Below are 14,039 nucleotides of genomic sequence, written 5' to 3' on the forward strand. Positions count from 1 at the left end.
TTTCATTATTTCTTGTGAACATTTGATATTTTAAGTATTACGACAATCCGAAGATCATCGCTGCACTACATCAAATGCCCACACTTATCGACTGTTAATTGTTAAAGAACTGTATTCGGTACTGCTTATTTACCACTCTCGCGCTATCGACAAAGCGTTGTGTTTGTCAGCTGCGAAGAAGGAAGAGTATGAAGCGTTTGCAGCATTTCGTCAACCTTCTTTTTTTCTCGCCTTATTCAGCATTTGCATGCGTCGTTCAGCGAGGGGGCAAATTATAGCCCTGCCTCACATTCCCCGCAAGCGCTATTTACCGCCCCTCACCGCCCAGCAAGCCTTGCCTTCACTTCAAGCGCCTTTTTGTGCAGCCTGTCGCAATCGGCTGGCGTAGTTCGTGGTCTTTAGGCACAGTGGCAACATCAGACTCTGACGCTACGCAACAAGCGGTTAAACTTGCCCGCTGCGTTGATTAACTCTTGTACTTGAAAGTGCCCCCATGCTTCCGATTTCCAGCCTGCCCGAATTGTTGAAAACCATCCTCGCTTGGTTGCAACGGGCATTCGACGCGACGACGACCTGGGTCACCCAACTGTCCTGGTGGAAATTCTTCCTGTTCGCTGCGCTGGCCCTGATCGCCGGTTCCATTTTGCAAGATGAACTGTTCTCGTCCGGCCCGGACGAAGAAGTTGTCATCAAGTCGCATAAACGCAGCAGCAAGGGCTCGGGTGAAACCAATATCCTGATCGACGATACAGGCATTCATTTCAATCCCCGCAACAGCAAGAACCGGCGCAGCAGCGCGGCCGATGCAGCCAGCGATCCGGCCGACGCCGCCGAGGCGGACGCGCAAGCCAGTGCCGTGCCGCCGGCACCGCCTGAACCGCCGGCCGCCCCCGCCAAACCCAGCTATCCGGTGACCACCAATGCATCGGGCGAAGAAGTCCATATTGAATTGCCGCCGCAAATCGGCGAAGAGCTGTCAAATGCCATCGAAGAAGCCGTCGATGATGCAGCTGAACAAAAAGTGTCGCGCTATCACCAGCAAGCGTCGACCTGGTTCAAGAGCTTTGTCTCCTTGCTGGTGTTGGCCCTGTTCGCCATGAAAGCCCTGGTCGGCGGCAAGAAACGCGCGGAAGCGGAAACCGTCACGGCGAACGAAGCGGCCGAGCGCGAATCCATGCAGCGCCAGCTCAGCGAAGCGAAGATGCAGATGATGCAGGCGCAAGTCGAGCCGCACTTCCTGTTCAACACGCTTGCCTCGGTCGAACACCTGATCCAGGTTGATCCGCCGCGCGCGGCCAAGATGCAGCGCAGCCTGATTCAATATCTGCGCGCCGTGCTGCCGCAAATGCGCGACAACGCCCTGATTACCAACCTGGGCCGTGAAGCGGACATGGTGCAAGCGTATTTGAACCTGCTGAAAATGCGCATGGAAGAACGCCTGACCGTCGATTTCCAGATTCCCGATGGCCTGCGCAGCGCCGCCTTCCCGCCCATGATGCTGCAATCGATGGTGGAAAATGCCATCAAGCACGGCCTGGAAGTCAAACCGGAAGGCGGTACCCTGCGCATCGTGGCCGAAGTGGCGCACAGCAAATTGCGCGTGACGGTCACCGACGACGGCCTGGGCTTTGGCGTGGTGCCCAGCGATGGCACGGGCCTCGGTTTACCGACCATCCGCGAGCGTTTGAAACTGCTGCATGGCGACCAGGGCAGCCTGACCATTACGCCAAATCAACCGTCCGGCGTGTGCGCCGTGATCGAAGTGCCCTATCAATTGTCCAAATAAGACAGAGTAGTTGATAAAAACGCTAAATCATTGAATAATCAATCTTCGCCCGTTCACACTTGAGACTTATGCCTACCGCTATTATTGCCGACGACGAAAGACTGATGCGCGACCAGCTGCGCCTGCGCCTGGGCCAGGCCTGGCCTGAACTGGAAATCATCGGCGAAGCCAAGAATGGCGACGAAGCGATCGAACTGGTGGAACAACTCAAGCCCGACTTTGCCTTCCTCGATATCCGCATGCCGGGCAAGACGGGCATGGAAGCGGCGCAAGTAATAGGCAGCAAGACGCATATCGTCTTCGTCACGGCCTATGACAGCCACGCCGTCGAAGCTTTCGAGCGGGGCGCCGTCGACTACGTGCTCAAGCCGCCCGAGCACGAGCGCTTGCTGGTGACGGTGGAGCGCCTGAAAACGCACTTGAACAAGCCGGCCCTGGACGTCAACAGCAGCGTCACGGCCATGCTGTCGCAGCTGGCGGAAAAAATCACGGCCAAGCCCACGTATTTGCAATGGATACAGGCCAGCATCGGCCAGGACTTGCGCATGATTCCCGTGGAAGAGATCCTGTTCTTCCGTTCGGACGAGAAATACACGTGCGTGCAGACAGCCAAGTACGAGGCGCTGATCCGCAAACCCGTGCGCGACCTGGCTGAAGAGCTCGATCCTTCGCTGTTCTGGCAAATCCACCGCGCCACCCTCGTCAATGTGAATGCCATCGAAGGCGTGACGCGCGACATCCGCGGCCGCCACCTGGTCCTCATCAAAGGCAAGTCCGACAAGCTCGAAGTGAGCCGCAGCTTCCTGCACCTGTTCAAGCAAATGTAAGTCTCCGCCGCCCGGTCCAGGCCGGCGCGGCGCATGCCTCTCTTCTGCCCCCTTTCTGCGCCACATCAAACCGCGCCGCGCCAGCAGGCATAGGCTATATCAAGTCCCGCCCGTCATTCCTGCACTGCCTGCCTTCGCCCACGTTCGCAAGGAGACCCCAATGCCCGACCGAGGCAGTCCCGCGCTGCTGCGCATCTTGCCGCTGGGTATGGCGGCGGCGCTTTTGCTGTGCCTGTTTCCTCCACTGAAAGCCCGCCGGCAACAGCAGGCGCGCGGCCAGGCCATCATCGACAACGCCAGCGACGCCATCATCAGTATCGACAGCCGGCAAATCATCCTGCATGCGAACGCGGCGGCGGCCAGATTGTTCGACGACACGCCGGCCGCCATGTGCGGCATGCCCCTGGGCCACTACATCCTGCGCGACTTGCGTACCCTCGGCAGCCTGGGCACGCACGATGGCGATCCGCCGTTTGACGACATCAGCCTGGAGCTGCGCCTGACGGGCCGGCGCGCCACCGACTACACCTTGATGGGACGGCGCAGCGATGGCGCCATGTTTCCCCTCGAAGGTTCGCTCTCGGCCATGCAGGAAGATGGCCAGAGCGTGTTTACCATCATCGTGCGCGACATCAGCGCACGCCAGCAGATGCATGAACAGCTGGCCCGTTCCTTTTCGCAACTGCGTGAATTGTCGAGCGCGCTGCAAACCATCCGCGAAGAAGAGCGCAAGCATATCGCGCGCGAACTGCATGATGATCTGGGGCAGTTGCTGGCTACCTTGCGCGTCGACCTGACTCTCGTGCGCCAGCACACGGATACCACCGCGTCCCTGCAGGCGCTGCTGCACAGCATGGACGGCTTGCTGGTGACGTCCATCACCTCGCTGCGGCGCATCGCCAGCAACCTGCGTCCGCGCGCGCTCGATGAAGGAGGATTGTATTTTGCGCTACAAAAACTGCGCTACGACTTCCTGCTGCGCCGCGCCATCCATTTCGACTTGCTGGCCGACGAAGCCGACCTCGTGCTCGACGACGCGCGCAGCACGGCCATCTACCGCATCGTGCAGGAAGCGCTGACGAATATCGCGCGCCATGCCGAGGCCAGCCACATCACCATCGCCCTGCACCGCATCGATTCCTCGCTGGCGATCACCATCCAGGATGACGGCCGCGGCATTGCCGAACACGATCTGGAAAAAGCCACGGCGCTTGGCTTGCTGGGCATGCGCGAACGGGTATGGGGCTTGAACGGCAACATCCATATCGGTACCGATAGCGAACTGGGCGGCACGCGCATCGAAATCTCGCTACCCATGCATGCCGAGGCGGCCGCCGCGGCCATGTAATAAAAAAGGCGCCCGCAGGCGCCTTTTCTTCATCACATCGAATGATGCTTAGAATTTGTGTGCCAGACCGATCTGATACGAGGTCAGCGACTTGACGCGCTCGCGGCCAGCGTAAGCGTACACGTCGGTGCGCTTCGACAGGTGGTAGTCGTAGCCAATGCCGAATTCCTTGATGGTGTCCTGATCCTTGAACTTGTTGTTGCTTTGCTCTTGCTTGCCGTACGACACTTTGGCATCGCCGCCGCCAACCGTGTAGTTCAGGCCGATCAGGTAGGACTTGAATTCGCCAGTCGTGGCAACTTTGGTGTCGCCTTTCGAATAGGCGGCCGTGATCTTGGCTGGGCCGAATTTATAGCCGCCACCGATGGACCACAGGTCAGGCTTGGCAGCCGTTGCCGTCGCTTGTACGGCTTTTTCGTAGCCGGCGTGCAAGCTGATCGGGCCATTGTCGTAGGTTGCCAAGCCGATCACGCCTGCGTCAGCGCTGTTGACTTCGCTCAGCACGTATTGCAGGCTGCCCACGAAACCGTCAAAGCTTGGGCTGTTGTAGGTCACGGCATTGTTGACGCGCGACGTGCCGACGCCCGAACGCAGCAGGGTTTCATTGTTCTTGCCGACCACGCCGTAGGTGTTGAATGGGTCGACGCGGGCGATGGTGCCGTCGACCAGATTCTTGGTGCGGCCCAGGATGGCGGTACCGAAAGCGCCTTTCAAGCCCACGTAGGCTTGACGGTCGAACAACACGCCTTTTTGCGCGCCGGTGTCAGCCAGGAATTCACTTTCCAGGTTGAAAATTGCGGACAGGCCGCCACCCAGATCTTCCGTACCCTTGAAACCAAGGCGCGACGCATTGTTTTCGCGTTGTACCGTTGGCTGGCCAGTGGTCTTGGCAATACCGAGGTCAACCAGGCCATACACGGTGACGTTCGATTGTGCTTGTGCCGTAGCTGCTGCGAAGGTGCCGATGATCAATGCTGCCAGAGTAATTTTTTTCACTTGAGATTCTCTACATTAGGTTGGACAAGAGTGGTGCTGCTTAGCTGCTGAACCGAATCATGCCCACCAAATACTTCAACAATATGACATCGACAAGATGTTGCTTTTTGGCACAACGTCATGTCAGATAAAAACAACAGACGAAAAAAAACCGCCCGGAGGCGGTTCATGCGGCAACAGCTTACTTCAGGCGGCAGCTCAGCAGCCAATAGTACTCCAGGCGCTTCATGCGAATTTCGCGGGCCGAGTGGGCAAACTTCTTGCGCAGGTGGCTATCCGACGGGAAATTCTTCAGCACTTCATAGCGCTCGCCCCCATCCGTCGTGCGGAACTGGTGGGTATTGCCTTCCAGGTCGGTGCGCGCGATCACGGTGCTGCTGCCATCGACATAGGAATTGTCGATCAGTACCAGCAGGATGTCCTTGCCCAGTTTCGTGCGCAATTGCTTCAGGTACTTGTCCTGGTCTTCGCGCTTGACGTGCGACCACCAGAAACCGGCGAACACGGCCGTGAACTTGCCCAGCAAGTCATCGGGCAAATTGAAGGCGTCGAGCTTGGTGAAACTGACGTTGTCGGGCAAGCCGCGCGATTGGGCCAGCGCCAGCATTTCATCGTTGATATCGGTGGCCAGCACGGACTCGGCCGACTCGGCGACCACTTCCGTCCAGTAGCCGGTGCCGCAAGCCAGTTCCAGCACGGTGTGGCCTTCCAGCACGTCGGCGACCTTGTCGCGCAACACTTCCAGGTCTTCCTGGCGTTCGGGCTTGTCATAGACGCGCTCGTACTGCTGCGCGATGGTGGCGTAATATTTGGCAAGCTGATCGGTAATCATTGTTTCTTCTCTTCTTAAATAATCTTGGCCAGGCAACCGCCCGGCCGGCTTCATGCATTGTTTATAGTTCGTAGTGCTCTTTATCACCGCTCATCGCCTGCTCTATGAGCTTGCGGTTCAGGGTCGGCGTCAGCAACTCGATAAAGGTATAGATATAGCTGCGCAAATACGCGCCCTGCTTGACGGCCACGCGCGACACATTCATGCCGAACAGATGGCCGACTGGGATGGCGCGCAAGCCTTTGTCGCGCTCGGCATCGAAGGCCATACCCGCTATGATACCAATCCCCATGCCCAACTCGACATAAGTCTTGATGACGTCCGCATCGATGGCTTCGAGCAAGATGTCCGGCTTCAAGCCGCGCAGCACGAAAGCGTGGTCGATCTTGTTGCGTCCGGCGAACGCGCTGTCATAGGTAATCAGGGGGAAAGCGGCGATTTCTTCCAGGGTCACGGACTTCGATTTGAGCAGCGGATGATCGACGGGCACCACCACCACGTGCTCCCATTGATAGCATGGCAAGGTAATCAAGCCATCGATGGCCGCGATCGATTCCGTGGCGATGGCCAGGTCGGCCTGGTCGCGCTGCACCATCTCGGCGATCTGGCGCGGATTGCCTTGCAGCAACGATAATCTTACCTTCGGGAACTTCAGCATGAAAGCTTGCACGACCTTGGGCAGAGTGTAGCGCGCCTGCGTGTGCGTGGTGGCAATGGTAAAGCTGCCGCTGTCCTGCGCCGCGAATTCCTTGCCGATGCGCTTCATGCTGTCGATTTCCTGCATGATCAGCTCGACCGACTCGAGCACCAGGCGGCCCGGCTCCGTCAAGCCGCGGATGCGCTTGCCATGGCGCGTGAAAATATCCACGCCCAGCTCTTCCTCCAGCTCGATGATGGCTTTCGATACGCCCGGTTGCGACGTAAACAAGGCCTTGGCGGCGTCCGTCAGGTTGTAATTCTGCCGGACCGCTTCGCGCACGAAGCGCAGTTGATGGAGATTCATTGCTGGTTTGCCCTAGATTGCCGTGATTTGCCGAGTTTCCGCCCCACCCATGATTTTGCGTTCATGCATATACGCATATCGCATATAAGCAAATGCGTACTTAGTAGTTTGGAATAAACACTAAGTTTATTACTATTGCGGGTACTTTGGGGGTGCAAGCATGACTTTGTCTTATATAGTCTCAGGATTTGCCGTAGGATTACTCGTAGGAATGACCGGCGTGGGCGGCGGCTCGCTGATGACGCCGCTGTTAACCCTGCTGTTTGGCGTACCGCCTTCCGTGGCCGTCGGTACCGACCTGGCGTTCGCCTCGATCACCAAGAGCGCGGGAACGCTGACGCACCGCCTGCGCGGCACCATCCGCTGGGATATCGTCAAGCGCCTGTGCATCGGCGCCCTGCCCGCCGCCGTCCTCGCGACCTTGGCGCTGAAATCGTTCGGCACCCTGTCGCCGGAAATCGGCCAGATCATCCGCTACTCGATCGCCGGCTCCGTGCTGCTGACCGTCGTGGCGCTGATTTTCAAGGGCCGCATGCTGGCCTGGATTAACGCCCACCCCGAGAAACAATTGCAAGGCAACAAGCTTGCCGCTGCGACCATTATTGCCGGCGCCGTGCTGGGCGTGCTGGTAACGGTCTCGTCGATCGGCGCCGGCGCCATCGGCGCGACCCTGCTGGTGATGCTGTATCCACGCATGAGCTCGGCCGAAGTGGCGGGCACCGATATCGCCTATGCCGTGCCTCTGACGGCCATCGCCGCCCTGGGCCACTGGTGGCTCGGTTCCATCCACTGGGAATTGCTGGCCTCCTTGCTGGTCGGCTCCCTGCCCGGCATTACGCTCGGTTCCTGGGTCGCCCGCTCCGTGCCGGAAAAGTTTTTACGAGTGCTGCTGGCGATGACCTTGACCGGCGTGGCAGTGAAGCTAATCTATTAATTACCGAACAAGTGACAAGAGCAGTATCAAGAACATAATCCCAGGCAATCTTCCAGCACCCCGGCTTTTTTAGGAATTGATATGTACCATTACGATCAGTACGACCACCTCATCATCAAAGAACGCATCGCCCAGTACCGAGACCAGGTTGCGCGCCGTATCGCCAATGAACTGACGGAAGAGGAATTCATTCCGCTGCGCCTGCAAAACGGCCTGTACATGCAACGCCACGCCTACATGCTGCGCATCGCCGTGCCGTACGGCTTGCTGTCGGCCAAGCAGATGCGCATGTTCGCGCACATCGCGCGCAAGTACGACCGCGGCTATGGCCACTTCACGACGCGCCAGAACATCCAGTTCAACTGGATCGAGCTGGAGCAGACTCCCGATATCCTGACGGACCTCGCTTCCGTGGAAATGCACGCGATCCAGACGTCCGGCAACTGTATCCGTAATACAACATCGGACCCGTTCGCCGGCGTCGCGGCCGATGAAATCATCGATCCGCGCCCGTACGCGGAAGTATTGCGCCAGTGGAGCACCTTCCACCCCGAATTCATCGCCCTGCCGCGTAAATTCAAGGTCGCCATCAATGGCGCCGAGGAAGACCGCGCCGCCATCGCCGTGCACGATATCGGCTTGACGGCCGTGCGCAACGAAGCAGGCGAAGTGGGCTTCAAGGTGATGGCAGGTGGCGGCATGGGCCGCACGCCGATTTTGGGCAGCGTCGTGCGCGACTTCCTGCCATGGCAGCATTTGCTGACCTACATCCAGGCCATCATGCGCGTGTACAACTTGCACGGCCGCCGCGACAACAAATACAAGGCGCGCATCAAGATTTTGCTGAAAGCCATCGGCGTGGAAGAATTCACGCGCCAGGTGGAAGCCGAGTGGGTCGACTTGAAAGACGGTCCGGAAACCCTGACGACCGAGGAAATGCAGCGCGTCGCGGACTTCTTCAATCCGCCCGCCTACCTGGCCTTGCCGGAACTCGACTACAAGGCCGAGCACGCGGACAACAAGGCCTATGTGAACTGGCTGGCGCGCAACGTCAAGCCGCACCAGCGCCCCGGCTATGTGGCCGTCGTGCTATCCCTGAAGAAAACGGGCGTGCCGCCCGGCGACGCGACGGCCGAGCAGATCGACTTCGTGGCCGACCTGGCCGACCGCTACAGCTTTGGCGAACTGCGCGTGACGCATGAGCAAAACCTGGTGCTGGCCGACGTCGAGCAATCGAAACTGTTCACGCTGTGGCAGGAAGCCAAGGCGCACGGCCTGGCCACGCCGAACATCGGTTTGCTGACGGACATGATCTGCTGCCCCGGTGGCGATTTCTGCTCGCTGGCGAACGCCAAGTCGCTGCCGATCGCTGCCGCCATCGCGGAACGTTTCGACAGCATCGACTTCCAGCACGACATCGGCGAGATCGAACTGAATATTTCCGGCTGCATCAATGCCTGCGGTCACCATCACGTGGGCAGCATCGGCATCCTCGGCGTCGACAAGGATGGCAGCGAATGGTATCAAGTGTCGATAGGCGGCGCGCAAGGCAACAACGCGGCCATCGGCAAGATCATCGGACCATCGTTCTCTTCCCTGCAGATGCCTGAAGTCATCGGCCGCCTGCTGCACGTCTACGTGCGCGACCGCCACGAAGGCGAGCGCTTCGTCGACACGGCCCAGCGCCTGGGCCTGGCGCCGTTCAAGGAACACGTATATGCAACGCCGATCACGGTCGGCAACCTGGTGGGAGAAGACGAATATGTTTGAAGTACGCGAAGAAATCATCAAGAACGCCGCCGTGGTGCCGAATACCTGGGGCTTGCTGCGCCTCGATGAAAACGACACGCCGGAAATGGTGGTCGTGCCAGCCGGCAAGGTCATCGTGCCGCTGCTCGTATGGCAAGCCCAGCGCGAAACCTTGGCCGCCCGCCTGCCCGACATCGGCGTATGGCTGGCCAGCGACGAGCGCCCGGAAGAACTGGCGGCCGACGTGGCGCAGCTGCCCGTCATCGGCGTGGACTTCCCGAAATTCACGGATGGCCGCGGCTATTCCATCGCCTTCAACCTGCGCGCCCGCCTCGGTTTCCAAGGTGAATTGCGGGCAATTGGCGACGTGCTGCGCGACCAGCTGTTTTCCATGCACCGGGTCGGCTTCGACGCGTATGCGACACGCCCCGACCGCAGCATCCATGACGCCCTGAAAGGTTTATCGGTCTTTTCGGAAACCTACCAGGCGTCGTGGGATCAAAAATCGCCGCTGTTCCGCCGCCACCAGCGCGAAGGCCAGAATCCTGACCTCGACAACGCGGCCGGCATCTGAGGACCAATCATGAGCGATTTGACTTCTTTGATTGACGCCACCGAGCAAACGCTGACACGTATCGCCGCGGATTTTTCGCCGGCCGTGTTCGCGTCCAGCCTGGCAGCCGAAGACATGGTGCTGACCGACATGATACTCAAGGCGAAACTGCCCATCGGCATCTTTTCCCTGGAAACAGGCCGCTTGCACCAGGAAACCCTGGCCGTGCTCGACAAGGTGAAAACCCGCTACGACCACGACATCACCTTGTACCGCCCGCAGCCGGAAGCAGTGGCCGCTTACGTGGAACAGAACGGTCTGAACGCGTTCTACAACAGCGTCGAGATGCGCCGCGAATGCTGCCGCATCCGCAAGGTCGAGCCGCTGGGCCGCGCCCTGGCCGGCAACAAGGCCTGGGTCACGGGACAGCGCCGCGCGCAGTCCACTACGCGCGCCGAATTGCACATGCAGGAAGACGACGCGGCGCACGCGATGACGAAATTCAATCCGCTGGCGGACTGGTCGGAAGAAGACGTGTGGGCCTACATCCGCGCCAACGACGTGCCGTACAACGCGCTGCACGACCAGGGCTACCCGTCGATCGGCTGCGAACCGTGCACGCGGGCCGTGCAGCCGGGCGAAGATGTGCGCGCCGGACGCTGGTGGTGGGAAAACCCGGATTCGAAAGAATGCGGCCTGCACATGGTGGACGGCAAACTGATACGCATCAAATCCGTGGCAGCCTGAACAGACACAACAGACTCAGCAGAACAAGAAAGCACCCATATGAGCAATATTTTGAACCAGCGTCACCTCGACAGCCTTGAATCGGAAGCCATCCACATCATGCGCGAAGTGGCGGCCGAATCGGCCAACCCTGCGCTGCTGTTTTCCGGCGGCAAGGATTCCGTCGTCCTGCTGCGCCTGGCCGAGAAAGCCTTCCGCCCAGGCAAGTTTCCATTCCCCCTCGTGCATATCGACACGGGCCACAACTTCCCGGAAGTCATCACGTTCCGCGACAAGAAAGTGGAGGAACTGGGCGAACGCCTGATCGTCGGCTCCGTGGAAGACTCGATCAAGCGCGGCACCGTGCGCCTGCGCAACCCGGCCACGGATTCACGCAACGCGGCCCAGGCCGTGACCTTGCTGGAAACCATCGCCGAACACGGTTTTGACGCCTGCATCGGCGGCGCGCGCCGCGACGAAGAAAAGGCCCGCGCCAAGGAACGCATCTTTTCCTTCCGCGACGAATTCGGCGCCTGGGACCCGAAAGCCCAGCGTCCGGAATTGTGGGACCTGTATAACACTCGCGTGCATCCCGGTGAAAACATGCGCGTCTTCCCGATCTCCAACTGGACCGAGCTGGACGTGTGGCAATACATCGCCCGCGAGCAACTCGAATTGCCGCCGATCTACTTCGCGCACGAGCGCCAGGTGATCCCGCGTAATGGTTTGCTCGTGCCGCTGACGGATCTGACGCCGCCGCGCGAAGGCGAAACGGTCGAAACGCAAGTCGTGCGCTTCCGCACGGTGGGCGATATCTCGTGCACCTGCCCCGTATCGTCCGATGCGGCGACGGTCGACGCCATCATCGCCGAGACGGCAATCACGCAAATCACGGAGCGGGGCGCCACCCGCATGGATGACCAGACTTCCGAAGCCTCGATGGAAAAACGCAAGAAAGCAGGGTATTTCTAATGAACGCAGCAATCCAGAACACCAACCTCACCGACAGCCTGGAGCGCGGCATGCTGCGCTTCATCACGGCCGGTTCCGTCGATGATGGCAAGAGCACCCTGATCGGCCGCTTGCTGTTCGACAGCAAGGGCATCTTCGCCGACCAGCTCGACGCCATGTCGCGCTCCAAGCACAAGCGCACGGTGGGCGACACGGTCGACCTGTCCTTGCTGACGGACGGCCTGGAAGCGGAACGCGAGCAAGGCATCACCATCGACGTGGCATACCGCTACTTTGCCACGCCGAAACGCAAGTTCATCATCGCCGACACGCCGGGCCACGAGCAATACACGCGCAACATGGTGACGGGTGCTTCCACCGCCGACGCCGTCATCATCCTGATCGACGTGTCGAAAGTGAAGCTGGGCGACGACGGCAGCGTGGAATTGCTGATCCAGACCAAGCGCCACTCGACGATTGCCCATTTGCTGCAGATCGAGCACGTGGTCGTGGCCGTCAACAAGATGGACCTCGTCGACTACGATGAAACGGTGTACAACCGCATCGTGGCCGCCTACCGCGAATTCGCCCAGTCGCTGGGCTTGAAGGACATCACACCGATCCCGCTGTCGGCGCTCACCGGCGACAACGTCGTCGAGCGCGGCGACAAGCTGGGCTGGTACACGGGCCCGACCCTGATCGAGCTGCTCGAATCGCTGTCCGTCTACGACGAATCGCACGACACGCCCTTCCGCTTCCCGGTGCAGCTGGTGGCGCGCCACAACGGCCACGAAGCAAACGACTTCCGCGGCTATATGGGCCGCATCGAGGCGGGCAAGGTCAGCATCGGCGACACCCTCGTGGTGCAGCCATCGGGCCAGACGGCAACCGTCAAGGATATCGTCACCCTGGACGGTTCGCTGAGCACCGCCGTGGTGGGCCAGTCCGTGACCCTGCTGCTCAATGAGTACCTCGATATCTCGCGCGGCGACTTGCTGGCGAGCAGCGAGCGCCCTGCCACCCTGCTGAAACAAGTGGTAGCCGACGTGTGCTGGCTGTCGGAAGACGCGCTGGACTTGCGCCGCAAGTACTGGATCAAGCACGGCACCAGGCAGACGGCGGCCAAGGTGACGGCGATCGAATCGATCCTCGACATCAATACGCAGCAGCGCCATCCGGCCGAAGGCTTGAAACTGAACGACATCGCCCGCATCAGCCTGAACGTGCAGCAAGCGCTGGCGGCCGACGCGTATGCCGATATCCGCGCCACCGGCGCCTTCATCCTGATCGATGAAGTCACCCACCAGACCGTCGCGGCCGGCATGGTTCGGCTCTAATCCCGTATCGTCCAGGAAAGGCAGCCACATGAACAGCTCCCCATCTCTCCCCGGCAAGGTCTACCTGATCGGCGCCGGGCCCGGCGCGCAAGACCTGATGACCTTGCGCGGCGCACGCCTGCTGGCGCAAGCGGACGTCGTGCTGCACGACGCGCTGGTCACCGAAGAGATGCTGGAGCTGTGCCCGCAAGCGCAAAAGATCCTGGTCGGCAAGCGCTGCGGCCAGTTGTCGACGGCGCAAGCGTTCATCAACAAGCAACTGGTCGACAATGCGCGCAAGCACGCCGTCGTCGTGCGCCTGAAAGGGGGCGACCCCATGCTATTCGGCCGTGCCGACGAGGAATTGCGCGCGCTGGAAGAAGCGGGCATCGCCGTCGAAGTGGTGCCCGGCATTACCACGGCTCTGGCGGCCGCGGCCGCTACACAGCAGCCGCTGACCAAACGGGGCGTGTCGCGCAGCGTCGCCTTTTTTACGTCCAGCACGGCACCGGGCGAACCGGACCAGACGCGCATTCCCGACTGCGACACCCTCGTGCAATACATGGGCGGCCGCGAAGCCATCGCCACGGCCCAGCGCCTGCTGGCCCAGGGCCGCCGTGCCGACACCCCGGTGGTGGTGATTGAAAACTGCAGCCGGCCGGACCAGCGCATCGTGCGCCTGACGCTGAGCGCGCTGGCGCATGGCCTGGGCGACAACCACGGTCCCGTGCTGGTGATGCTGGGCGACGCCATGGCCGCGCGCACGCACCAAACCATCGAAGAAACGGCCGCCATGCTGGCGCGCCATGCTTGATTAAACACAGCGTATTTTACCGACTTTAAAGTCAGTAACCGACATCTTCAGAGGAAACATGATACGATGCTCACGCATCTTTTCTCGAGAAGTTGTTGCGTGATAGCAATAAATTCACGCTTCGCCCCACCATAGCGCTTGCCATGCGGCCTCCCGGCTGACGGGAGCCCTGGCAATCTCCCCGAAAAAAGCTGCGCCCGCAGG

At 60.2% G+C, this 14,039-nt stretch carries 12 protein-coding genes and 1 pseudogene; 10 read left to right on the top strand and 3 right to left on the bottom strand.

Features of this window, described 5'->3' with window-relative positions; translation table 11 throughout:
• The first annotated feature begins 493 nt into the window (after positions 1 to 493).
• The 3 genes from MRBLMS1_RS21955 to MRBLMS1_RS21965 all read left to right on the top strand — a co-directional run bounded on the left by MRBLMS1_RS21955 (position 494) and on the right by MRBLMS1_RS21965 (position 3,961).
• A complete protein-coding gene (locus tag MRBLMS1_RS21955) occupies positions 494 to 1,786 on the top strand; it encodes a sensor histidine kinase (RefSeq protein WP_072454519.1) in 1,293 nt (430 codons plus the stop codon).
• A 68-nt stretch (positions 1,787 to 1,854) separates the two neighbouring features.
• On the top strand, positions 1,855 to 2,613 hold the full coding sequence (locus MRBLMS1_RS21960) for a LytR/AlgR family response regulator transcription factor (protein ID WP_034751497.1): 759 nt from the start codon (positions 1,855 to 1,857) through the stop codon (positions 2,611 to 2,613).
• 160 nt (positions 2,614 to 2,773) lie between these two features.
• The gene (locus MRBLMS1_RS21965; RefSeq protein ID WP_485881901.1) at positions 2,774 to 3,961 is read left to right on the top strand and encodes a PAS domain-containing sensor histidine kinase; all 1,188 of its coding nucleotides are present in this window, start codon (positions 2,774 to 2,776) and stop codon (positions 3,959 to 3,961) included.
• Positions 3,962 to 4,009: 48 nt separating this feature from the next.
• Here MRBLMS1_RS21965 and MRBLMS1_RS21970 read toward each other — a convergent pair whose 3' ends face one another.
• The 3 genes from MRBLMS1_RS21970 to MRBLMS1_RS21980 form a co-directional block, all read right to left on the bottom strand.
• Positions 4,010 to 4,957 (bottom strand): porin, encoded by a 948-nt coding sequence (locus MRBLMS1_RS21970; protein WP_456148907.1) that lies wholly within the window; start codon positions 4,955 to 4,957, stop codon positions 4,010 to 4,012.
• Positions 4,958 to 5,138: 181 nt separating this feature from the next.
• The gene (locus MRBLMS1_RS21975) at positions 5,139 to 5,789 is read right to left on the bottom strand and encodes a class I SAM-dependent methyltransferase (RefSeq protein ID WP_485881903.1); all 651 of its coding nucleotides are present in this window, start codon (positions 5,787 to 5,789) and stop codon (positions 5,139 to 5,141) included.
• A gap of 61 nt (positions 5,790 to 5,850) precedes the next feature.
• A complete protein-coding gene (locus MRBLMS1_RS21980) occupies positions 5,851 to 6,792 on the bottom strand; it encodes a CysB family HTH-type transcriptional regulator (RefSeq protein ID WP_034751505.1) in 942 nt (313 codons plus the stop codon).
• A 160-nt stretch (positions 6,793 to 6,952) separates the two neighbouring features.
• On the opposite strand from MRBLMS1_RS21980, the gene MRBLMS1_RS21985 reads away from it, so the two are divergent.
• The 7 genes and pseudogenes from MRBLMS1_RS21985 (at position 6,953) to cobA (ending at position 13,835) form a co-directional block, all read left to right on the top strand.
• Entirely contained in the window at positions 6,953 to 7,726 is a 774-nt protein-coding gene (locus MRBLMS1_RS21985; RefSeq protein ID WP_058049636.1) for a sulfite exporter TauE/SafE family protein, read from the top strand.
• A gap of 81 nt (positions 7,727 to 7,807) precedes the next feature.
• Complete coding sequence (locus MRBLMS1_RS21990; protein ID WP_485881906.1) at positions 7,808 to 9,496, top strand: nitrite/sulfite reductase; 1,689 nt, start codon at positions 7,808 to 7,810, stop codon at positions 9,494 to 9,496.
• Positions 9,489 to 10,049, top strand: coding sequence for a DUF934 domain-containing protein (locus MRBLMS1_RS21995; protein WP_485881908.1), 561 nt, complete (start codon positions 9,489 to 9,491; stop codon positions 10,047 to 10,049). Before MRBLMS1_RS21990 ends, MRBLMS1_RS21995 begins: the two co-directional genes overlap by 8 nt.
• A 9-nt stretch (positions 10,050 to 10,058) precedes the next feature.
• Positions 10,059 to 10,775, top strand: a complete 717-nt coding sequence (locus MRBLMS1_RS22000) for a phosphoadenylyl-sulfate reductase (RefSeq protein WP_485881910.1) — start codon at positions 10,059 to 10,061, stop codon at positions 10,773 to 10,775.
• A 33-nt stretch (positions 10,776 to 10,808) separates the two neighbouring features.
• Positions 10,809 to 11,726 (top strand): annotated as a pseudogene (gene cysD, locus MRBLMS1_RS22005) (sulfate adenylyltransferase subunit CysD); the annotation flags it as partial.
• A complete protein-coding gene (locus MRBLMS1_RS22010; protein ID WP_485881912.1) occupies positions 11,726 to 13,042 on the top strand; it encodes a sulfate adenylyltransferase subunit 1 in 1,317 nt (438 codons plus the stop codon). The pseudogene cysD and the gene MRBLMS1_RS22010, both read left to right, overlap by 1 nt.
• A gap of 28 nt (positions 13,043 to 13,070) precedes the next feature.
• Positions 13,071 to 13,835: a uroporphyrinogen-III C-methyltransferase gene (gene cobA / locus MRBLMS1_RS22015; RefSeq protein ID WP_456148905.1), complete on the top strand. Its 765-nt coding sequence runs from the start codon at positions 13,071 to 13,073 to the stop codon at positions 13,833 to 13,835.
• Positions 13,836 to 14,039: the final 204 nt, after the last annotated feature.

Origin of the sequence: Massilia sp. LMS1-1-1.1 (assembly GCF_040815535.1) — a bacterium.
GTDB lineage: Bacteria > Pseudomonadota > Gammaproteobacteria > Burkholderiales > Burkholderiaceae_D > Janthinobacterium > Janthinobacterium aestuarii.